This is a genomic window from Sphingomonas sp. (genome assembly GCF_035317925.1).
Classification (GTDB): Bacteria; Pseudomonadota; Alphaproteobacteria; order Sphingomonadales; family Sphingomonadaceae; genus Sphingomonas_I.
This window is the reverse complement of sequence record NZ_DATHFV010000050.1, coordinates 1-19,999: the sequence shown is the minus strand read 5'-3', so window position 1 is coordinate 19,999 and position 19,999 is coordinate 1. Positions and strand designations below refer to the sequence as shown.

The following is a 19,999-nucleotide window of genomic DNA, read 5'->3' as shown; positions in this document are numbered from 1 at the left end:
GCGATGGTCCGCATCGACATGAGCGAGTTCATGGAAAAGCATGCGGTCGCCCGCCTGATCGGTGCGCCTCCCGGCTATGTCGGCTATGAGGAAGGCGGCGTGCTGACCGAGGCGGTGCGGCGCCGGCCCTATCAGGTGGTGCTGTTCGACGAGGTCGAGAAGGCTCACCCGGATGTGTTCAACATCCTGCTGCAGGTGCTCGACGACGGCCGGCTGACGGACGGGCAGGGGCGCACGGTCGATTTTACCAACACGCTCATCATCCTGACCTCGAACCTAGGCTCGCAATATCTCGCCAACCTGCCAGACGACGCGACGACCGAAAGCGTCGAGCCGCAGGTGATGGAGGTCGTGCGCGCGCATTTCCGGCCCGAATTCCTCAACCGGCTGGACGAGATCATCCTGTTCCACCGGCTGGGTCAGGCGCACATGGGCCCGATCGTCGATATCCAGGTCGGCCGGGTCCGGAAGCTGCTGACCGATCGCAAGGTGACGCTGGACCTCACCCAGGCGGCGCGGGATTGGCTGGGACGGGTCGGCTACGATCCCGTCTATGGCGCGCGGCCGCTCAAGCGCGCGGTACAGAAATATCTGCAGGACCCGCTCGCCGAGGCCATCCTGCGCGGCGAGGTGCCGGATGGATCGACCGTCACGGTCGACGATGCCGACGGCAAGCTGGCGCTGAAGGTGGGGTGATCTCTAAACCCCTCCCTGCCAAGGGAGGGGTTGGGGTGGGTGACTCCGTTCTTGGTCGACCCCAGATGGCCGGACCCACCCCCTGACCCCCTCCCTTGGCAGGGAGGGGGGAACTTCACTCACTCAACGCGAACAGCGCTTCCACACTTGTCCCGAACGCTTTCGCCAGCTTGAGCGCCAGCACGGTCGAGGGCACGAACACGCCATTCTCGATCGTGTTGATCGTCTTGCGGCTGACCCCGATCCGTTCGGCGAGTTCGGCCTGCGTCCAGCCATGGGCGGCGCGTTCCTCGCGCAGCCGCACGATCAGTTCGTCACTCATCCTTGAGCGCCCGCATTTCGAGCGTGGCGAACCGAAGCAGCGCGATCGAGATCGACAAAGTCGTCACGGCGCGCACCACCTCCGGCCCGCCTATGGGCGTATAGAGGCTGGCGATCCAATAGCCGCCACACACAGCCAAAGCGATCCAGAAGCCAAGCGCGAAGGCGCGGCGGCCATGCTCGATCGTGCTTTCGTCATAGATGGCAGCGCGCATCTGCGGCGTGCGGGTGAGCCCGCCGCCCGCGAACAATACGAACATGACGATCATCACCATCCAGACCGAGCCCGCGACGAAATCGACCGGACGCAGGGCGGTCAATCCGTGCAGCCTGCCGATCTGGCTTATGCCGCTCATCAGCAGCAGCAACGCCATCAAACGGGCACAGATTGCGCGCCGCTTGGCGATGCGCTCGACATAGACCTGATCAACCATTTCGCCCTCCGTTGTAACTCTAAGGTGACATGTAACCCTTGAGTTACACGACCGCAAGGGGTTTTTTTGCGCGGCTCCCTTGCCTAAGACTGTTCAGGATGTCCGGCGCACCCTCCGATTTGCCTTATTCGGGCCGTTTCGTGGATCGCGAGCATCGCTTTACGGTGCGCGTCTATTATGAGGATACCGACGCCGGGGGCGTCGTATATCATGCTAATTTCCTGCGCTTTTTCGAACGGGCGCGAACCGACATGCTGGCGCTTTGCGGGATCGATATCGCGACCGCGCAGCATGCGGGCGAGGGCGTCTATGTCGTTGCCGCTGCCGAGATCAAATATGTCCGGCCGGCCCGGTTGGGCGAGGCGTTGACCATTCTCAGCCGGCTGGAGGAGGTCCGCCAGGCGGCATGCGTCATTCAGCAGAGAGTCATGCGCGATGATCAGCTAGTGGTCGAAGGCCGGCTGACGGTCGCGTTTGTCGGCGCGGACGGCAGGCCCCGGCGCCAGCCTGCCGCGTGGATCGAGGCATTCCAGGGTTATAGTGGAGCAGAACAAGCACAATGAACGGCATCACCGTAGTCACGAACACCCAGGCCGCTTTGTCGCCGGTCGCGCTCTTTCTCCACGCCGACATCGTCGTGAAGATCGTGATGCTCGGCCTGTTGCTGGCAAGCCTGTGGACCTGGACAATCATCTTCGGCCGCGCCGGCGTTCTGCGCCGCGCGGACAGGAACAGCACGCAGTTCGAGCGCGATTTCGCCAAGACTTCCGATATCGACCGCTTCTATCAGGAGAATGCCAAGGCGGACGTACCCGCCGCGCGTATCTTCACCGCGGGCATGAACGAATGGCGCAAGTCGACCGCCAAGAACCGGCTCGACAAGGCGGCCACGCGCGACCGCCTGTCGCTGGTGATGGCGTCGGCCTCGGCCGGCGAGGTCGAGGATCTGTCGCGCGGGCTCAATATCCTCGCCACGATCGGCAGCGTCTGCCCGTTCGTCGGCCTGTTCGGCACGGTATGGGGCATCATGCGCTCCTTCGCGGACATCGCCGCCTCGCAGAATACCAGCTTCGGCGCGGTCGCCCCCGGTATCGCCGAAGCCTTGTTCGCGACGGCCTTGGGCCTGTTCGCGGCGATTCCCGCGACGATCGCCTATAACCGCATGGTTCACCGCCTCGACGGGATCGAGGCGCGCCTCAACCGCTTCGCCGACGGCTTCCACGCGACTTTGAGCCGCGAACTGGATACCGAAGCCTGATGGCGATGGGTGGTGTTCCCCGCCGCGGCCATGGCCGCCGGCGCGCGCCGATGGCGGAGATCAACGTCACGCCGTTGGTCGACGTGATGCTGGTGCTGCTGATCATCTTCATGGTGACCGCCCCCCTGCTGGTCGCGGGCGTGCCCGTGAACCTGCCCGACAGCCGCGCCAAGCCGCTCGAGCAGCAGCAGAAGCCGGTCCAGATCAGCCTCGATACGGCGGGCAAGCTGTATGTGGACGATGTCGAGACGCCGATGGCGGGTCTGGCCAGCAAGCTGGCGAGCCTGCCGCACGGTGCCGACGCGCCGCAAATCTACCTCCGCGCCGATCGCAGCCTCGATTATGGCCGTGTGATGCAGGTGATGGGCGAGATCAGCCGTGCCGGCCTGACCAAGGTCGCGCTCGTCACCAACGAGGCGCAAGAGCCGAAGTGATCGCACGTTCTGACCAGAAGGGTCTTGGCCTTGCGGTCGTCGCCCATCTGCTGCTGTTCGCCGCGCTGACGATCGGCATCGCCAAGCGCGTGCCGCCGGTGCAGGCGCCCGTCGAGGCGATGGACGTACAACTGGTCGATGCGGTCGGTTTGCGGTCGGCCGCGCCCGTTCCGGCGACTGACGTGCCGCAGGAGATGCAGGCGCCCGATCAGGCGCCGCCGCAGGAGGCGCCGCCGCCCGCGCCGAGCCCGACGCCGCCGACCCCCAAGCCGGCCGAGGCCAAGCCTTTGCCGACGCCGGTATCGCCCGTGCCCGCGATCAAGCCCAAACTGCAACCTGCCGCCAAGCCGCTCACCGACATCCTCAAGGACGTCCACGCCACCGCGCGCAGCGAGCAGGCCGGCAGCGACGCCAAGTCAAAGGCCGATCGCGCCGCATCCGAAAAGGTCGGCAGCCTTTTGAAAGGCGTGATCGGCGCGTCGGCAGGGAAGGGCGAGACCGCGCGTGCCGCCGTGACCGGGGCGGCGATGAACGGCCTGGCCGCCGCGATCAAGCGCCAGGTCCAGCCCTGCTACGAACTGGGCGGATTGGGCGGTACACCGGCGATGCAGATCGTCACGACGCTCCGCCTGCGTTACAATCCGGATGGTTCGGTCGCGGGAAACCCTCAGGTCGTCGATCAGAGCGGGGTGAATGCGGGTAACCGTGCCTATGCGCAACAGATCGCCGAAGTGGCGCGCCGCGCGGTCCTGCGCTGCTCGCCGGTTCACCTGCCGGCCGAACTCTATCAGGGTGGCTGGGACGATTTGAATTTCCGCTTCACCCCGGGGCAGATGCAATGACGCCAGAAACGATGACGGGAAGAGGATCGATGAAGACTTTGCGCCTGCTGGTCTCGCTCGGGCTGATGCTGTTGCCGGGGGCTGCCACCGCACAGAATGCCCCTCAACCGGGCCCAGGCCCCGCGCCGGGGGCCGGGCCGGTCGCGGGCCAGCGGCTGACGGTCGACATCAGCGGCGGCATTTCGCAACCGATGCCGATCGCGATCCCGGTCATGCCGACCCCCAGCGCGCTCCAGACGCCGGCGGGACCGACCGATGCGCTGGGCTCGCAGGTGTCCGACGTCATCACCAACGATCTCAAGAATAGCGGCCTGTTCGCGCCGCTTTCCAAGGGGCAATTGAAGCCCGTCAGTTTCCCGCAGGTGCCCGCGCCCGATTATGGCGCATGGCTGCCGACCGGCGCGCAGGCTTTGGTCCAGGGCTATGTCCAGGCCAATGGCGACGGCACGCTTACCGTCGGCTGCTACCTCTACGACGTCTTTTCCAAGACCGAGATGGTGCGCCAGGGCTTCGTCGTGAAGCCGTCCGACTGGCGTCGCGGCGCGCATAAATGCGCCGACACGGTCTATTCGCGCCTGACGGGCGAGGGACCCTATTTCGACAGCCAGGTCATCTACGTCTCCGAAACCGGGCCGAAGAAGAACCGCACCAAGCGGCTCGCGATCATGGATCAGGACGGCGCCAGCCACCGCTTCATCACCAACGGCCAGAGCCTGGTGCTGACGCCGCGCTTCGCGCCCAGTCAACAGACCGTGGTGTTCATGTCGTTCGAGAACGATCAGCCGCGCGTCTATGTCTATGATGTCGGCTCGGGCCGGAAGCGGCTGGTCGTGAACCAGCCTTACACGACCTTCGCGCCGCGTTTCTCGCCCGACGGGCGCTTCATCCTCTTCTCGATGATCGTGAACGGCAATTGCGACATCTATCGCGTCTCGGCCGGTGGCGGCACCGCAACGCGCCTCACCACTTCGCCGGGGATCGATACCGGCGGCAGCTATTCGCCCGACGGCGCGCATATCGTGTTCGAAAGCGATCGCTCCGGCACGCAGCAGCTCTACGTGATGGGTGCCGACGGCGGAGGCCAGCACCGGATCAGCTTCGGCAGCGGCCGTTATGCCACGCCCGTCTGGAGCCCCCGCGGCGACCTGATCGCCTACACCCATCTCGGCGGCGGCTTCTCGGTCGGCGTGATGAGCAGCGACGGATCGGGCGCCAAGGATCTGACCAACGGCTGGCAGGACGAAGGCCCGACCTGGTCGCCCAACGGCCGCGTGCTGATGTTCTTCCGTACCGCCAAAGGTTCGGGCAAGGCCGATTTGTGGTCGGTCGACCTGACCGGCGTCAACGAACGTGCCATCCCGACACCGCTCGATGGATCGGATCCCGCCTGGGGACCGTTACTTCCCTGAACTGATATCAAAGAAGGAGTGCAACGATGAACAAGACGACCACGCTGCTGTGCACGGCAGCCCTGATCGCCGTTGCCGGCTGCACCAAGAAGCCGCCGGCCAAGCTGCCGCCGGCCCCCTCGCAGACCGTCACGACGCCCGAGACGACGACCACGACGAACACCCAGACCAACGGCGTCACGCCGGGCTCACGCGCCGATTTCCTCAACCAGGCGGGCAGCGATACCGTTCATTTCGCGACCGACAGTTCGGATATCGACAGCGAAGCGACCGCGATCCTGACCAAGCAGGCGACCTGGCTGCAGAAATTTCCCAACGTGCGCGTCACGGTCGAGGGCCATTGCGATGAGCGCGGTACGCGCGAATACAACCTCGCCCTGGGCGATCGCCGCGCCAATTCGGCCAAGAACTTCCTGGTCAATGCCGGCGTCAATCCTGCGCGCATCAGTGTGATCAGCTATGGCAAGGAACGCCCGGTCGCGACCGGCTCGGACGAGGATAGCTGGGCCCAGAACCGCCGCGCCGTGTCCGTGGTGCCGCAGTAGGACTATCGCTCCCTCCCTGCGAAGGGAGGGCTTTAGCGCTCGTTCCCCAAGACAAAGTCTCGCAACGCCCGCGCATCATGCAGGGCGTTGTGGGGCACCTTGCTGTTGCGCGAGGTCGAGAAGCCGGGCGTGCGCAGGAAGTGGAAGCGCAGGCTGGTGACGTCGACGATCTCGGTGTCGCCAGTCAGCAATAAGCGGCAGAACAGCGCGATATCCTCGGGCCAGTCGGCGACGATCTCCGGATCGGAATCGGTGCGCAGGTAGGCGGCGATGTCGTGCGCCGCGGCGATCGGATCGAGTTGGTTGTACATCACCGGCGGCACGCTCTTGAGATACGGCACGACATGTTCGGCGACCCAGGGCAGGGGTTCTTCGGTCATCGGCACGACGACATAATAATCCTCGCCGCCATCCTCCGCCGCCAGGCCCAGGCTGATCAGGCAGCCGCCGAAGCCGTTAAACTCCGTATCGAGGAAATAGCGCATCAGCTCTTCTTGGGCGGACGAGGCGGGTGCGCGACCTCGGGATGATTGCCGTCGAGCGCCTCGTCGAGCAGGCGCGCGAGCCGGATACCGCCCTTGGCGACCTGCAGCCGCACCACCGGGATCAGTCTCTCGATCGTCGCTTCGTCCATCGCCACCTTTTCGGGGGCGGGCTTGGCGCAGGGATCGGCGATCACGCTGCCATAGACCTGTGTCTTGGCGATCTCCCAGCTTTCGCGGCCCCAATCCTGGATCGTGCCCTTCGCCAGTTCCGCCCTTTGCTCGGGCAAAACTTCCGACAAGATGCCGTCTGCGCCAGGCGGCGGAGAAGAGATAGCCCGCTCGGCGAGCAAGCCGTCCCAGATCGAATGGAGGTTGGTGCGCGGGATCACGCCGTAGCTGGCCTTGACCTTGTTGCCGCCCTGATCGCCGTCATGCTCCGCGCCGTGCAGCGGCTGGTGCAGGTCGCCGACGAAGTGGACGAGGAAGGCCAGCGCCATCAGCCGGTCGCGCGTCGGCAGTTCGCGGTCGGCGACCATCCGTTGCGCGCGCGCGATTTGCGAGGAAACGCAATTGCCGTTGGCGCAAGGTTCCTTGAGATCGAACTGCTTGCAGATTTCGACATCCTGGAAGTGCCACGAGAAGGCGTAGCTGAAGCGATCGCCGAGCGTTTTGATGCAATCGGGCCAGACCGAAGCCTGTTCGATCGTCCGCGCGGGGCATTTGGGCGTCTCCAGCACCTTCTGCTGTTTCAGTAACACCAGAATTGACTGCTTCGTCCGTGGTTTGACCAGCTTCATCGCCACCTCTGCGGTGGTCTCATGCCCATATTCCCACCAGGCGAAGGCCGGGGAGGGGAGAAGGAGCAAAGCGAGTGCGGCAAACAGGGCCGAGAAGCGGAAACGGATCATAGGTCGCCGGTTAGACCAGCGGCGTGACGGCGCAAGGTCATTCGTGGCCGTAGATCGCGATCTCGGGCGCGGAATCGTGCATCGCCATCGCCCGGTACATCGCCTTGGTGTTGAATGCCCAGCCGCCCGAGCCATCGGGCGAGACCACGATCACGCCGCCTTTGCCGCCCAGATCGCCGAGTTCGTCGATCAACGTGTCGGCGGCATCCTCTATGCTCCAACCGGCGAGCCGCACGCGCGCGCAAATCTCATGCGCCACGCCCAGCCGGATGAAATATTCGCCCGCGCCGGTGCAGGACACCGCCGCCGCGCGATCGTCGGCATAGGTGCCCGCGCCGATCAAAGGCGAATCGCCGACCCGGCCCCATTTCTTGCCGGTCAGCCCGCCGGTCGAGGTCGCCGATGCAACATGGCCGTCACCGTCGACCGCGACCGCGCCGACCGTGCCGTACTTCATCGCGCTGTCGAACGGCATGTCGGGATTGGCGAGGATCTCGTCGAGCTGGCGTCGGCGTTCGGGCGTCTCGAACCAGGATGGTTCGGCCGCCTCGATATCGTGCGCCCGCCCGAAATTGTCCGCGCCGACGCCCGCAAGGAAAACATGGGTCGATCGGTCCATCACTTCGCGCGCCAGCAGGATCGGGTTTTTGGTCGATCGCACGCCTGCGACCGCACCGGCATCCAGATTGGCGCCATCCATGATCGCGGCATCGCATTCGATCCGGCCCTCGGCGGTGAAGACCGATCCACGGCCGGCGTTGAAATGCGGATCGTCCTCCAGCACGCGCACCGCCGCCTGCACCGCGTCGAGCGACGCGCCGCCCGAACGCAGGATGGCGGCGCCTGCTTCGAGCGCCGCCGCCAGAGCCTGTCGGGCCGCCGCTTCCTCTGCGGCGCCCAGATTGTCCGGAGTCATGCTGCCCGCGCCGCCATGGATGACGATGGTCCAGGTTGGCGCGGGGTCAGTCATGGGTTGGGCTTAGACCAGCAATGCCGCCCCGGAAACCGGCTTGGCGACGGTTCGGCGCTTCAATCCGATCAGCGGGCGCAACGGCTCGATCGAGCGCCCAATCAGATAGAAGGCCCAACAGCCCAGGAAGGTCGCCGCCACCAGGATCAGGAAGCGCTCCAGCCCATTGGTCGCCGTGCTCAGCAGCCAATAGCCGACGACGAGGATAATCGTCTGATGGACGATGTAGAAGGGGAAGACCGCTTCCGCCAACATCGGACGCCATTTGCTGTCCCGGTTCCAATGGCTCTCGGCGAGACCGACCAATGCGACGATCGCACCCCACGCTTCGGTCGAGCGCGAGACCCGGTAGAGCAGGCCGAGCGCATAGCTCATCCGCATATCGCCCGGATAGGAGAGTTCGGCCCAGGCGAGATAGGCCCAGCCGAGGATCGCGGCGATGCCCGCCACCTTCCACCAGCGTGCGACATTGGTGCGGACGGCGTGCGAATGGCGCAGCAGCACGCCGAACAGGAAGGCGCTGAAATAATCGAGATGCGCGCTCCAGTCGTTGATCAGCAAGTGCGTGTCCGCCCAGCCCGGCGACACGAAATTGTGGATCAGGAAGAAGGTGGCGATACCGAACGGCAGCAAGGCCGGCCCGGCCAGCACGCGCTCGGCCATGCGCTTCACGCCGGCGATCCATGCCTTGGGCAGCGTCAGCAAGGCGCCCCACACCAAAGTGTAGACGAGCAGATACACGACGAACCACAGATGCATGTAAGTCGGCATGAATACGCCGTCCAACTGCTGCGGCCGGTAATAATCGTGCAGCAGGAAATAGCCGAAGCCGTGGGCGTAGCCGTGCTGTGTCACCAGCTCGACCCACGGCTGCGGTGTCACGATCACCGCGACCCCGAACAGCAAGGGGATGCCGAGCCGCGCGAACCGCGAGCGCACGAATGCGCCAAGGCCCGGGCTGCGTTCGAGCAGGGCCGCGCTCGCGAAGCCCGACACGGCGAACAGCAGCGACAGCCGCCACGGATTGGTCAGAAACATCGGGACCACGGTCCACCCGATCGGCGCGGTCATCTTGATCGAAAAGGCCCATGGCACGAACGCCATGCCCACATGATAAAGGATAAGAAGCTGGAAGGCGCCGATGCGCAGCCAATCCATTCCATAATGCCGGCCTGCCGGCTTGCCCGTTTCCATCGCCCGTTTCTCCGCTGGCGGTTAGTAATGGAGCGGGGCTAGATCGTCGTCGCGCCGGGCCGCTATTGCCAGGGGATGTCCGGCGGCAGGGTAGGGATGAGCGAAATCACGTCAGGGACGAACGGCAGCGATACGGGGGCGAACGGCGCCTGCCGCAAACTCGCGCTCGGCATGGCGGCGGTGTTCCTGCTCGTTCTGGCGCTGATCACGATCGGCAATGCCGAATCGATGATCAGCGACTTCGCGGCCGCCGGCGTGCATGAAACCTTGGCGCACATCTGGATCTGGCAGATCAGCAGCGTGCTGGCATGGCTATGCGTGACCGTGCTGGTCTGGTGGGGTGTCGCACGGATTCGTCCGCCGCGCTTCACCTGGCCGATGGTGGCGATCCTGTTCGTGATCGGCCTGCCGGTCGCGTCCGGCTGCCACATCGGGCTGATGATCGCGTTCCGCAGCCTGGTCTATGCGGCCGAAGGCGAGCGCTATCATTTCATGGGGGATATCGCGAACCCCTATCTCTACGAATTCCGCAAGGACGTGCCCACCTATCTCCAGTTCGTGACGCTCGCCGGCTTGTGCCAATGGCTGCTCGCCCGGGTCGGCACGCAGACGCCCCAGCCGGAGCTGGAGAAGGGCCGCTATCTCGCGGTCGGCGACGGCGCGGTCACGCACCAGGTGCCGATCGACGACATCGTCCAGGTGACGGCCGCTGGAAATTATGTCGAAATCGAACTTGATGGCCGCGCCTTGCTCCACCGCGCGACGCTCGCGACGATGGAGAGCGAGTTGGGTGGGCGGTTCGTACGCATCCATCGCAGCCGGCTGATCAATCGCGACGCGATCCGCCGGATCGAGACCAACCAGTCCGGCGATTTCGAGGTGGTGCTGTCCGACGGCAGCACCGCCAAGGGCAGCCGCCGCTATCGCGCGGATCTCGAACAGCGTCTTTGAACCTTCCCGCTTGAGCGCCTATAGAGGCTCCATGTCCTCCGTACGCCCCTGGCGCGACATCGCGCGCCGCCAATCCCGTCAGATCATGGTCGGCAACGTGCCGGTTGGCGGCGGTGCGCCGATCACCGTGCAGACGATGACCAACACGCCGACCGAGGATGTGCGCGCGACGGTCGACCAGATCCGGCGCTGTGAGGAAGCGGGCGCGGACATCATCCGCGTCTCCTGCCCGGACGAGGCCTCGACGGCCGCGCTCAAGCAGATCGTGCGCGCCTCGCAGGTGCCGATCGTCGCCGATATCCATTTCCACTATAAGCGCGCGCTCGAAGCGGCGGATGCGGGCGCGGCCTGCCTGCGCATCAATCCCGGCAATATCGGGTCGGAGGCGCGCGTCGCCGAAGTCGTGCGCGCCGCCAAGGCCAATGGCTGCTCGATGCGGATCGGCGTCAATGCCGGCAGCCTCGAACGCGATTTGCTCGAAAAATATGGCGAGCCGTGCCCCGAGGCTTTGGTCGAAAGCGCGCTCGACCATATCAAATATCTGCAGGACCTGGATTTCCACGAATATAAAGTCGCGGTGAAGGCGTCGGACCTGTTCCTCGCTGTCGCCGCCTATCAGCAGCTCGCTGAAGTGGTCGATTGCCCATTGCACCTCGGCATTACCGAGGCGGGCGGGCTGATCGGCGGCACCGTCAAATCCTCGATCGGGATGGGCAGCCTGCTCTGGTACGGCATCGGCGACACGATCCGCGTCTCGCTCTCGGCCGAGCCCGAAGAGGAAGTGCGCGTCGGCTTCGAGATGCTCAAGGCGCTCGGCCTGCGCCAGCGCGGCGTGCGCGTCATTTCCTGCCCGTCCTGCGCGCGCCAGGGCTTCGACGTGATCCGTGCCGTCGAGAAGCTCGAGGCGCGCCTGACCCACATCCGTACGCCAATGTCGCTCTCGATTCTGGGGTGTGTGGTCAACGGACCCGGCGAAGCCCGCGAGACCGATATCGGCCTCACCGGCGGCGGCAACGGCAAGCACATGGTCTATCTGTCCGGCGTGACCGACCACACGATCCAGGACGAGGATATGATCGACCACCTCGTCAAGCTGGTCGAGGCAAAGGCCGTTGAGATCGAGGCTGCCAATGCGGCGGTCGCGGTGGCGGCGGAGTAGGCGCGCGCCGCCGACCCATTGAGCAAGCTGACCAGTCCCGTCGTCGCCTTCGGCGTAGCCTGTCTCGGCATCGCGACCTTTTCGTGCATGGACGCGATCATGAAGCGGGTGTCGATCGATATCGGCGCTTACAATGCCATGCTCTGGCGTTCGATCATCGGTTTGCTGCTGAGCGCGCCGTTGTTCCTGGTGGCACGGGTGCAATGGCCGGATCGCGGCCGTCTTCTGCTTCACGTGAAGCGCAGCGGTGCAGCCGGTATTTCCGTCCTGCTGTTCTTCTGGGGTCTGGTGCGTGTGCCGATGGCGGAGGGGATCGCGCTCAGCTTCCTGTCGCCGATCCTGGCGCTGCTGCTCGCCGCACCAATGCTGGGCGAGAAGGTCGGCAAGAGCGCGATCAGCGCGTGCCTGCTCGCCTTCGCCGGCGTGATCGTGATCGTGCTCGGCAAGGCGCATGAGGGCGGCGGGCCCGCCGCTCTCCATGGCGCGATCGCGATCATCATCGCGGGCCTGTTCTACGCCTACAATCTCGTGCTGCTGCGCCGCTCGGCGTTGCTCGCCGGGCCCATCGAAATCACCTTCTTCACCAACCTCGTTTTCACCGGCTTATATTTGATTGGCGCGCCGATAGGGGCGGCATGGTTGCCTCTCATATCCTTGCCCCTCATAGGGCTTGCGGCGGGGCTTGCGGTCGTCTCGTCGCTGCTGCTGGCCTGGGCCTATGCCCGGGCCGAGGCGCAGCGGCTGGTGCCGGTCGAGTTCACCGCCTTCCTGTGGGCCGCGATTTTGGGAGCGATCGTGTTCGGAGAGAAACTATTGCCGCTGACGATAGCCGGCGCCGCGATGATCATCGCAGGCTGCGTGATCGCGGCGCGCGGACGTCAGACGCCTCTGCCGTCGACCGAGGCCGCGTCGTGATCGTCCGCCGCGCCATTCCCGGCGACGTGCCCGCCATCCTCAACCTGATCAAGGTGCTCGCCACCTATGAACGCGAGCCCGATGCGGTGAAGGCGACCGAAGAATCGCTGATCGGCACTTTGTTCGCCGACAATGCGCAGGTGTTCGCGCATGTCGCCGAGGTCGACGGCGCCGTCATTGGCACCGCCGTCTGGTTCCTCAATTATTCCACCTGGACGGGCAAGCCCGGCATCTATCTCGAAGACCTGGTCGTCGCCGATGCGGCACGTGGGCTTGGCGCGGGCAAGGCCCTGTTCAAGGCGCTGGCGGTGGACGCCGAAAAGCTTGGCTGCGCGCGGATCGACTGGGCGGTGCTCGACTGGAACACGCCCGCGATGGATTTCTACCGCGTGCTCGGCGGCCGCCCGCAATCGGGCTGGCAGCCGTGGCGAATCGACGGGCCGGCGCTCGAGGCGCTCCGGCGATGAACGACGAACTGCTCGCCCGCATCGCGTCCGCGCTCGAACGGATCGCGCCGCCGCCGCCCGAGAGCGCCGATCCGCTCGCGCACGCGGCCTATGTCTGGCGCGACGGCGCCTTGCAGGCCGCGCGCGACTTCGCGCCGATGCCGCTCGACCTGCTCGAAGGCATGGAGGCGCAGAAGGAAGCCGTGCTCGGCAATATGCGCCGTCTAGCCAAGGGCTTGCCCGCACATGACGTATTGCTGTGGGGCGCGCGCGGCACCGGCAAGTCGGCGCTGGTGAAATCCGCCGTCGGCGCGGTCCAGGGCGAGGGCGGGGCGCTCGCTTTGGTCGAGGTCGCGGGTGACGGACTGGCCGGCCTGCCGGGCCTGTTCTCGGCTCTCGCCGGCGTAAAACGCGCCTTCATCCTGTTCATCGACGACCTGGGGTTCGCCGAACCGAGCGAGGCACCGCGCCTGCTGCGGTCGGTGCTCGAGGGCGGGGCGGAAGCGCGGCCGGGCAATGCGCGGCTGCACGTCACCGCCAATCGCCGCCACATCGTGCCGCGCGACATGAGCGAGCAGGACGGCTCGATCAATCCGCGCGACGCCGCCGACGACAAGCTCGCGCTGGCCGATCGCTTTGGCCTCAGCCTCGGTTTCCACGTCGTCGACCAACCGACCTATGTCGCGATCGTCGAGGGTTACGCCCGCGCTTACGGCCTGCGTTTCGATCCGCAGGAAGCGATCAGCTGGGCGACCCAGCGCGGCGGCCGATCGGGCCGCGTTGCCTGGCAATATGTGGTCGAACTGGCCGGCCAGCAGGGCAAGACGCTGCGCGACTGATCCGGAACGGTCCTTCTGACGACGCGTTACGGCGCGGCAACGAACAGGAGGACAGCATGGCTGACGAGAAAGAAAAGGTCGTCGTCGAAAAGACCGGCGGCAGCATTGGCGGGATCATCGCAGCGATCGCTTTGCTGATCGCGGTGGTCGCGATCCTGCACTTCTTCGGGATGCTGCCCTTCTAATCGTCCTGACGAACCGCGAGCGTCGCATCCTGCACCCGCGCCAGCATGGCGCTGAATGCCGCCACCTCTTCGGGATCGAAGCCGGCGAAGATGCGGCGCTCCAGTTCGAGCGCCTTGGGTGCCACCACCGCATAAAGGTCATGCCCCGCCACCGTAAGGTGCAGAGATTGCGAGCGGCGGTCGCTGGCATGTGGCTGCCGGTCCACCAATCCGCGATCCACCAAAGCGATCGTCGCGCGACTGACCGTGACCTTGTCCATCCGCGTGCGCCGGCCGACCTGCTGCTGGGTCGTGCCTTCATTTTCCGCGATCACCGCGATCAGCCGCCATTCCGGAATCGTGAGCCCGAACAGCGCCTGATAGGTGCTGGCGATGGCGTCGCTCACCAGGTTCGAAGTGACCGACAAACGGAACGGAATGAATGCGTCGAGACGCAGCGAAACATCGGCCATGCGCGTTGGTAACATTTGACACCATCCGGGCAAAGTCGCATTAGATGGTTTCATTTGATACTAGTTTGGAAGAGTCGGTCATGATCCACGATCCCGCCAACCCGCTCGGTCTCAACGGCTTCGAATTCGTCGAATTCACCTCGCCCGATCCCGAGGCGATGGGGCGTCAGTTCGAGCAGATGGGTTTCGTCCCGTCGCACCGCCATCCCACCAAGAATATCACCCGCTACAAGCAAGGTCGCATCAACCTGATGCTCAATCGCGACGCCGACGGCCGCGTCGCCGCCTTCCGCAACGAACATGGCGCGTCCGCGAGCGCGATGGCGTTCCGCGTCGCCGATCCGGAAGCGGCTCTGTTGTGGGCCCTGTCCAACGGCGGCAAGGCCACCGACGAGGACGATACCGTCATCCAGGGGATCGGCGGATCCTATCTCTACTTCATCAAGGACGGCACCGATCTCTATGCCGACTGGGCCGAATATCCCGGCTGGCGCGAGGCGGAAGCCGCGAACAATGTCGGGCTCGATCTGCTCGATCACCTGACCCACAATGTCCGGCGCGGGCAGATGCGGGTGTGGTCCGAATTCTACAAGACGCTCTTCGGCTTCGAGGAGCAGAAATATTTCGACATCAAGGGCAAGGCGACCGGCCTGTTCAGCCAAGCGATGATCGCGCCCGACAAGGCGATCCGCATCCCGTTGAACGAGAGCCAGGACGACAAGAGCCAGATCGAGGAATTCATCAAGGATTACAATGGCGAGGGCATCCAGCACCTCGCGCTGACGACGCCCGATATCTTCGATACGGTTGAGAAATTGCGCGCGCGCGGCGTGCGCCTGCAGGACACGATCGAGACTTATTACGAGCTGGTCGACAAGCGCGTCCCCGGCCATGGCGAGGACCTTGAGCGGCTGCGCAAGAACCGCATCCTGATTGACGGCGACGTCGGCGACGAGGGCATCCTGCTCCAGATCTTCACCGAGAATATGTTCGGCCCGATCTTCTTCGAGATCATCCAGCGCAAGGGCAATGAGGGTTTCGGCAACGGCAATTTCCAGGCGCTCTATGAATCGATCGAGCTCGACCAGATCCGCCGCGGGGTGATCACGGTCGACGAATAAGCTAGGGCGGCCCGACATGACCGACATGCTCTCCGGCTTCGGCAACCATTTAGCGACCGAGGCGGTGCCCGGCGCGCTGCCGGTCGGCCGAAATTCGCCACAGAAGGCGCCGTTCGGTCTCTATACCGAGCAACTCTCCGGCACGGCCTTCACCGCACCCCGCAGCGAGAATAAGCGCTCCTGGCTCTATCGCCTGCGTCCCACCGCGAGCCATCCGCCTTACAAGCCCTATCAGGGTGGTTCGCTGCTTCGCTCCGGGCCGTTCGACGAACTGCCGCCGACGCCCAATCGCCTGCGCTGGGATCCGCTGGCTCTGCCCGACGTCGCGGTCGATTTCATCGATGGCCTCGTCACGTATGGCGGCAACGGCGACGTCGCGACCGGTAGCGGCATCGGCATCCACCTCTACGCCGCGAACCGTTCGATGGCGGGCCGCGCCTTCCAGAATGCCGACGGCGAATTGCTGATCGTGCCACAGCAAGGCGCGCTCACGATCGTCACCGAGCTTGGCCGGATCCACGTCGCGCCGCTGCAGATCGCCCTGATCCCGCGCGGCCTGCGTTTCCGGGTCGAGTTGGACGGCCCGTCGCGCGGCTATATCTGCGAAAATTATGGCGCGCCGTTCCGCTTGCCCGATCTCGGTCCGATCGGCTCGAATGGCCTCGCCAATCCGCGCGATTTCGAGGCGCCCGCCGCCTGGTACGAGGATCGCGACGAAGCGTGCGAGGTGATCCAGAAGTTCCAGGGCAAGCTCTGGACGACCACACTCGATCATTCGCCATTCGATGTCGTCGCCTGGCACGGCAATTTGGCGCCGTACCGCTACGATCTGACGCGCTTCAACACGATCAACACGGTCAGCTTCGACCATCCCGATCCGTCGATTTTCACCGTGCTGACCAGCCCAAGCGAAATTCACGGCACCGCCAATTGCGATTTCGTGATCTTCCCGCCGCGCTGGATGGTGGCGGAGGGCACGTTCCGCCCGCCCTGGTTCCACCGCAACGTCATGTCCGAGTATATGGGCCTGATCGAAGGGGCCTATGACGCCAAGGAAGGCGGCTTCGCCCCCGGCGGCGCGAGCCTGCACAACCAGATGGCGGGCCACGGCCCCGATCGCGCCAGCTATGAAAAAGCGGTCGCGGCCGACCTCAAACCCCACAAGATCGAAGGGACGATGGCCTTCATGTTCGAAAGCCGCTGGGTGATCCGCCCGACCCGCTGGGCGGCGGAAACACCGCTCTGTCAGCTCGATTATGACGATTGCTGGGCCGGATTCGACAAGGCGAAACTGCTGTGAGCGGGGTCGACGAAACCCACGACCCGAAGCGCACCAGCTTGGTCGAAAGCGCGAACGGCCACTCGGATTTCCCGATCCAGAATCTTCCGCTCGGTATCTTCTCGCCGCCGGGTCACCATGCGCGCCCGGGTGTCGCCATCGGCGATATGATTCTTGAGTTGAGCGGGGTAGGGGCTCTGCTGCCTGAAACGGTCGGGCATCTCCTCACCGGCAATACGCTCAACGCACTGATGGCTTTGCCCTCGGCAGACCGTGTCGCATTGCGCCGTCGCCTGTCCGAACTGCTCTCCGACCCCACGCATCGCGAAATCGTCGAGCCGCTGCTGCACAAGGCGGCGGATTGCGTGATGCATCTGCCGGCCGCGATCGGCGACTACACCGATTTCTACGTTGGCATCCATCACGCGACCAATGTCGGCGCGCTGTTCCGGCCCGACAATCCGCTGCTGCCCAATTATAAATATGTCCCGATCGGCTATCATGGCCGCGCGTCGTCGGTGCGGCCGTCGGGCGTGCCGGTCGTGCGTCCCAACGGCCAGCGCAAGGCGCCCGACGAGGATACGCCGACCTTCGGCCCGTCGCGCCGGCTCGACTATGAGCTCGAACTCGGCATCTGGATGGGGCAGGGCAACGAACTCGGCCATCCGATCCCGATCGGCGAAGCGCGCGAGCATATCGCGGGCTATTGCCTGCTCAACGACTGGTCCGCGCGCGACGTCCAGGCGTGGGAATATCAGCCGCTCGGCCCATTCCTCGCCAAGAATTTCCACACCACCATCTCGCCCTGGATCGTCACCGCCGAGGCGCTGGCACCGTTCCGCATCGCCCAGCCGCCCCGCGCCGAGGGTGATCCCGCGCCTCTGCCTTATCTGTTCGACGAGGCCGATCAGCGCAGCGGCGCCTTCGCGCTTGAGCTGGAGGTGCGCCTGTCCAGCGCCGCGATGCGCGACCAGGGCTTGCCGCCCTTCGTCCTCAGCCGCGGATCGGCGACGACGATGTACTGGACGATGGCGCAGATCGTCGCGCACCACGCCTCCAACGGCTGCAACCTCCAGCCGGGCGATCTGATCGGCACCGGCACCTTGTCCGGCCCGGACGAAAGCGGCTTCGGCAGCCTGCTCGAGATCAGCCAGGGCGGAAAAAAACCCCTCACGCTGCCGGCCGGCGAAACACGCACCTTCCTGCTGGACGGCGACGAAGTGACGCTGAGCGCCACCGCGCGCGCCGACGGTCATGTTCCGATCGGTTTCGGCGCCTGCAGCGCGGTGATATTGCCGGCTGTATGAGCGAGATCATCCTGCACGGTTACTGGCGGTCGAGCGCGGTCTATCGCGTCCGGATCGCACTCAACCTCAAGCATCTCGACTATCAGCAGATCGGTCATGACCTGCGTACCGGCGAACAAAACACCCCAGCCTACAAGGCGATCGCGCCCGCCGGCTTGGTACCTGCCGTCGAACATGCCGGCCAGGTCTATGTGCAGAGCCTCGCCATCATCGAGTGGCTCGAGGAACGCTGGCCCAATGCGCCGTTACTGCCCGGGGCGATCGAGCAGCGCGCGATCGTCCGCGCGATGGCGACGACGATCGCCGCCGACATCCACCCGCTCAATAATCTTCGTATTCTCAAATACCTGAAGAAGGACTTTGAGAGAGAACAGGAACAGATTGACAGCTGGGTCGCGCACTGGATCGGGGAAGGTTTCGCTGCTCTGGAGGTGCTGATCGATCGCCATGGCGACGGCTATGCCTTCGGCGAATTCCCGACCATGGCCGACTGCTTCCTCGTGCCGCAGGTCTATAATGCCGAGCGGTTCGGGATCGATCTGACGCCTTTCCCAAAGCTGACGGCCGCTGCCGAAAAGGCGCGCGCGCACCCGGCCTTCGCCGCCGCGCATCCCGATCTCCAGCCGGGCGCCGAAACCGCGTGAACGAAGCCGAGCGGCTCGTCGAGACGCCGCCGGGTATCGCCCTCGGCCGGCTCGACCTGATCGCTGACGGAAAAGCGCGCAATTTCGTCATCCAGATGAAGGCCGGCCGCTTCCACGGCTTCGTCGTCCGCAAGGGCGAACAGGTGTTCGGCTATCGCGACCGTTGCCCGCATATGGGCCTGCCGCTCGCGCAGGAGCTCGATCATTATCTGAGCTCGGGCGGCGAACTGATAATGTGCTCGTGGCACGGCGCCTTGTTCGATATCGAGAGTGGGCGTTGTCTTGGTGGGCCCTGTGCCGGCGCCGGCTTGACGCCCTGGCCCGTCACGGTCGCCGACGGGATCGTCAAAACCGCCTAGCCGGCGAGGCTGCGCACCGCTTCCATGAAGCGCACCACCGTCACCGGCTTGGAGACGTAGGCCTCCGCGCCGGCCTCGCGGATCCGTTCCTCGTCGCCCTTGGCGGCATAAGCGGTGACCGCCATGATCGGCACGTCCTTGAGCGCGGCGTCGGCCTTGATCGTCTCGATCAGTTCGAGGCCGGTGATGTGGGGCAGCTGGATGTCCATCACGATCAAGTCGGGATGCGTCTCGCGGGCGCGGGCGACCGCGTCCCAGCCGTCGCGCACAGGCTCGGCTTCGTAGCCATGCGCCCGCAAAAGGTCACAGAACAGCTTGAGGTTCAGCTCATTGTCCTCGACAACGAGCACCTTCTTGGTCCGGGCAGGCTCCGGATCGAACATCACCAACTCCAAGCCCCCGGTTACTCATGATGCAAGAGCGTAAACAATTCGTTGTGGACCCAGTTGCACTGGCCTTGCATGCACTTGCATGGACTGTGGCTGAACAGGCACGGGCCGATCGCATGCTGGCACTGACCGGGCTCACCGGCGACGATCTGCGTGAGCGGGCGACCGATCCGGCGGTGCTGGCGGCTTTGCTCGGCTTTCTCGAAGCCTATGAACCCGATCTGATCGCCTGCGCGCACGCACTCGACGTCACGCCCTCGATGTTGGTCGCCGCGCGGGAGGCGCTGGAGGCATGAGCCGGCCGTTGCTGATTACCGACTGCGACGAGGTGCTGCTGCACATGGTGCGCCATTTCGGGGAATGGCTCGACGAGGCGCACGATATCGATTTCCGGCCCCAGGGCGGCGCGTTCGAAACCGCGCTCACCCGCCGCGAATCGGGCTCGACTGTTCCCACC

At 65.0% G+C, this 19,999-nt stretch carries 27 protein-coding genes and 1 pseudogene; 20 read left to right on the top strand and 8 right to left on the bottom strand.

The annotated features are described in order from the left end of the window. Positions 1 to 696: AAA family ATPase (locus VK533_RS04035; protein WP_324375252.1), on the top strand; the 696-nt coding region annotated here is incomplete at its 5' end. A 115-nt stretch (positions 697 to 811) separates the two neighbouring features. Here the strand turns inward: VK533_RS04035 and VK533_RS04030 are convergent. Then, the gene (locus VK533_RS04030; RefSeq protein WP_324375249.1) at positions 812 to 1,018 is read right to left on the bottom strand and encodes a helix-turn-helix transcriptional regulator; all 207 of its coding nucleotides are present in this window, start codon (positions 1,016 to 1,018) and stop codon (positions 812 to 814) included. Then, the gene (locus VK533_RS04025; protein ID WP_324375247.1) at positions 1,011 to 1,451 is read right to left on the bottom strand and encodes a hypothetical protein; all 441 of its coding nucleotides are present in this window, start codon (positions 1,449 to 1,451) and stop codon (positions 1,011 to 1,013) included. Before VK533_RS04025 ends, VK533_RS04030 begins: the two co-directional genes overlap by 8 nt. A 98-nt stretch (positions 1,452 to 1,549) precedes the next feature. Here VK533_RS04025 and VK533_RS04020 point away from each other — a divergent pair, with 98 nt between their 5' ends. From VK533_RS04020 to pal, 6 genes are read left to right on the top strand one after another with little or no spacing between them, the layout of a single operon-like run. Next, the gene (locus VK533_RS04020) at positions 1,550 to 2,014 is read left to right on the top strand and encodes a YbgC/FadM family acyl-CoA thioesterase (protein WP_324375245.1); all 465 of its coding nucleotides are present in this window, start codon (positions 1,550 to 1,552) and stop codon (positions 2,012 to 2,014) included. Then, positions 2,011 to 2,709, top strand: coding sequence for a protein TolQ (gene tolQ, locus VK533_RS04015; protein WP_324375243.1), 699 nt, complete (start codon positions 2,011 to 2,013; stop codon positions 2,707 to 2,709). The genes VK533_RS04020 and tolQ overlap by 4 nt, the downstream gene beginning before the upstream one ends. Next, on the top strand, positions 2,709 to 3,143 hold the full coding sequence (gene tolR, locus VK533_RS04010) for a protein TolR (RefSeq protein ID WP_324375241.1): 435 nt from the start codon (positions 2,709 to 2,711) through the stop codon (positions 3,141 to 3,143). Before tolQ ends, tolR begins: the two co-directional genes overlap by 1 nt. Then, a complete protein-coding gene (locus VK533_RS04005) occupies positions 3,140 to 3,985 on the top strand; it encodes a hypothetical protein (protein ID WP_324375239.1) in 846 nt (281 codons plus the stop codon). Before tolR ends, VK533_RS04005 begins: the two co-directional genes overlap by 4 nt. A 29-nt stretch (positions 3,986 to 4,014) precedes the next feature. Continuing rightward, positions 4,015 to 5,394 carry a Tol-Pal system beta propeller repeat protein TolB gene (tolB, locus tag VK533_RS04000; protein WP_324375238.1) on the top strand — a complete coding sequence of 460 codons (1,380 nt, stop codon included), beginning with the start codon at positions 4,015 to 4,017 and terminating at the stop codon, positions 5,392 to 5,394. A gap of 26 nt (positions 5,395 to 5,420) precedes the next feature. Continuing rightward, positions 5,421 to 5,939, top strand: coding sequence for a peptidoglycan-associated lipoprotein Pal (gene pal / locus VK533_RS03995; protein WP_324375236.1), 519 nt, complete (start codon positions 5,421 to 5,423; stop codon positions 5,937 to 5,939). Between the two features lie 32 nt (positions 5,940 to 5,971). On the opposite strand, the gene VK533_RS03990 is transcribed toward pal, so the two are convergent. From VK533_RS03990 to VK533_RS03975, 4 genes are read right to left on the bottom strand one after another with little or no spacing between them, the layout of a single operon-like run. Beyond that, positions 5,972 to 6,424: a hypothetical protein gene (locus VK533_RS03990; RefSeq protein WP_324375234.1), complete on the bottom strand. Its 453-nt coding sequence runs from the start codon at positions 6,422 to 6,424 to the stop codon at positions 5,972 to 5,974. After that, positions 6,424 to 7,332, bottom strand: coding sequence for a S1/P1 nuclease (locus VK533_RS03985; RefSeq protein ID WP_324375232.1), 909 nt, complete (start codon positions 7,330 to 7,332; stop codon positions 6,424 to 6,426). Before VK533_RS03985 ends, VK533_RS03990 begins: the two co-directional genes overlap by 1 nt. Positions 7,333 to 7,369: 37 nt before the next feature. Next, entirely contained in the window at positions 7,370 to 8,302 is a 933-nt protein-coding gene (locus tag VK533_RS03980; RefSeq protein ID WP_324375230.1) for an isoaspartyl peptidase/L-asparaginase, read from the bottom strand. Positions 8,303 to 8,311: 9 nt separating this feature from the next. After that, positions 8,312 to 9,496 (bottom strand): acyltransferase family protein, encoded by a 1,185-nt coding sequence (locus VK533_RS03975; RefSeq protein WP_324375228.1) that lies wholly within the window; start codon positions 9,494 to 9,496, stop codon positions 8,312 to 8,314. Between the two features lie 96 nt (positions 9,497 to 9,592). Here VK533_RS03975 and VK533_RS03970 point away from each other — a divergent pair, with 96 nt between their 5' ends. From VK533_RS03970 to VK533_RS03945, 6 genes are read left to right on the top strand one after another with little or no spacing between them, the layout of a single operon-like run. Beyond that, positions 9,593 to 10,447 carry a LytTR family DNA-binding domain-containing protein gene (locus VK533_RS03970; protein ID WP_324375225.1) on the top strand — a complete coding sequence of 285 codons (855 nt, stop codon included), beginning with the start codon at positions 9,593 to 9,595 and terminating at the stop codon, positions 10,445 to 10,447. A gap of 31 nt (positions 10,448 to 10,478) precedes the next feature. After that, positions 10,479 to 11,606, top strand: coding sequence for a flavodoxin-dependent (E)-4-hydroxy-3-methylbut-2-enyl-diphosphate synthase (gene ispG, locus VK533_RS03965; RefSeq protein ID WP_324375224.1), 1,128 nt, complete (start codon positions 10,479 to 10,481; stop codon positions 11,604 to 11,606). Positions 11,607 to 11,624: 18 nt separating this feature from the next. Then, complete coding sequence (locus tag VK533_RS03960; RefSeq protein ID WP_324375222.1) at positions 11,625 to 12,521, top strand: DMT family transporter; 897 nt, start codon at positions 11,625 to 11,627, stop codon at positions 12,519 to 12,521. Then, positions 12,518 to 12,988 carry a GNAT family N-acetyltransferase gene (locus VK533_RS03955; RefSeq protein WP_324375220.1) on the top strand — a complete coding sequence of 157 codons (471 nt, stop codon included), beginning with the start codon at positions 12,518 to 12,520 and terminating at the stop codon, positions 12,986 to 12,988. The genes VK533_RS03960 and VK533_RS03955 overlap by 4 nt, the downstream gene beginning before the upstream one ends. After that, positions 12,985 to 13,806, top strand: a complete 822-nt coding sequence (locus VK533_RS03950; protein WP_324375218.1) for an ATP-binding protein — start codon at positions 12,985 to 12,987, stop codon at positions 13,804 to 13,806. Before VK533_RS03955 ends, VK533_RS03950 begins: the two co-directional genes overlap by 4 nt. 56 nt (positions 13,807 to 13,862) lie before the next feature. Beyond that, positions 13,863 to 13,991 (top strand): hypothetical protein, encoded by a 129-nt coding sequence (locus VK533_RS03945; RefSeq protein WP_324375216.1) that lies wholly within the window; start codon positions 13,863 to 13,865, stop codon positions 13,989 to 13,991. On the opposite strand, the gene VK533_RS03940 is transcribed toward VK533_RS03945, so the two are convergent. Beyond that, positions 13,988 to 14,443: a MarR family transcriptional regulator gene (locus tag VK533_RS03940; RefSeq protein ID WP_324375214.1), complete on the bottom strand. Its 456-nt coding sequence runs from the start codon at positions 14,441 to 14,443 to the stop codon at positions 13,988 to 13,990. The genes VK533_RS03945 and VK533_RS03940 overlap by 4 nt on opposite strands. Before the next feature lie 80 nt (positions 14,444 to 14,523). Between VK533_RS03940 and hppD the strand changes: the two genes are divergently transcribed. Genes hppD through VK533_RS03915 form a run of 5 tightly spaced genes read left to right on the top strand, consistent with a single transcriptional unit; the run spans position 14,524 to position 19,153 of the window. After that, entirely contained in the window at positions 14,524 to 15,564 is a 1,041-nt protein-coding gene (gene hppD / locus VK533_RS03935; RefSeq protein WP_324375212.1) for a 4-hydroxyphenylpyruvate dioxygenase, read from the top strand. A 25-nt stretch (positions 15,565 to 15,589) separates the two neighbouring features. Then, complete coding sequence (gene hmgA, locus VK533_RS03930) at positions 15,590 to 16,864, top strand: homogentisate 1,2-dioxygenase (protein WP_414712279.1); 1,275 nt, start codon at positions 15,590 to 15,592, stop codon at positions 16,862 to 16,864. Then, positions 16,861 to 18,150: a fumarylacetoacetase gene (fahA, locus tag VK533_RS03925; RefSeq protein ID WP_324375209.1), complete on the top strand. Its 1,290-nt coding sequence runs from the start codon at positions 16,861 to 16,863 to the stop codon at positions 18,148 to 18,150. The genes hmgA and fahA overlap by 4 nt, the downstream gene beginning before the upstream one ends. Further along, positions 18,147 to 18,794: a maleylacetoacetate isomerase gene (maiA, locus tag VK533_RS03920; RefSeq protein WP_324375207.1), complete on the top strand. Its 648-nt coding sequence runs from the start codon at positions 18,147 to 18,149 to the stop codon at positions 18,792 to 18,794. The genes fahA and maiA overlap by 4 nt, the downstream gene beginning before the upstream one ends. After that, positions 18,791 to 19,153 carry a Rieske (2Fe-2S) protein gene (locus VK533_RS03915; RefSeq protein WP_324375205.1) on the top strand — a complete coding sequence of 121 codons (363 nt, stop codon included), beginning with the start codon at positions 18,791 to 18,793 and terminating at the stop codon, positions 19,151 to 19,153. Before maiA ends, VK533_RS03915 begins: the two co-directional genes overlap by 4 nt. Here VK533_RS03915 and VK533_RS03910 read toward each other — a convergent pair. Next, the gene (locus tag VK533_RS03910; RefSeq protein WP_324375203.1) at positions 19,150 to 19,536 is read right to left on the bottom strand and encodes a response regulator; all 387 of its coding nucleotides are present in this window, start codon (positions 19,534 to 19,536) and stop codon (positions 19,150 to 19,152) included. The genes VK533_RS03915 and VK533_RS03910 overlap by 4 nt on opposite strands. 95 nt (positions 19,537 to 19,631) lie before the next feature. On the opposite strand from VK533_RS03910, the gene VK533_RS03905 reads away from it, so the two are divergent. Both VK533_RS03905 and VK533_RS03900 read left to right on the top strand, forming a co-directional pair. Next, complete coding sequence (locus VK533_RS03905) at positions 19,632 to 19,838, top strand: DUF3572 family protein (RefSeq protein WP_414712278.1); 207 nt, start codon at positions 19,632 to 19,634, stop codon at positions 19,836 to 19,838. Next, positions 19,835 to 19,999 (top strand): annotated as a pseudogene (locus VK533_RS03900) (HAD family hydrolase); the annotation flags it as partial. The gene VK533_RS03905 and the pseudogene VK533_RS03900, both read left to right, overlap by 4 nt.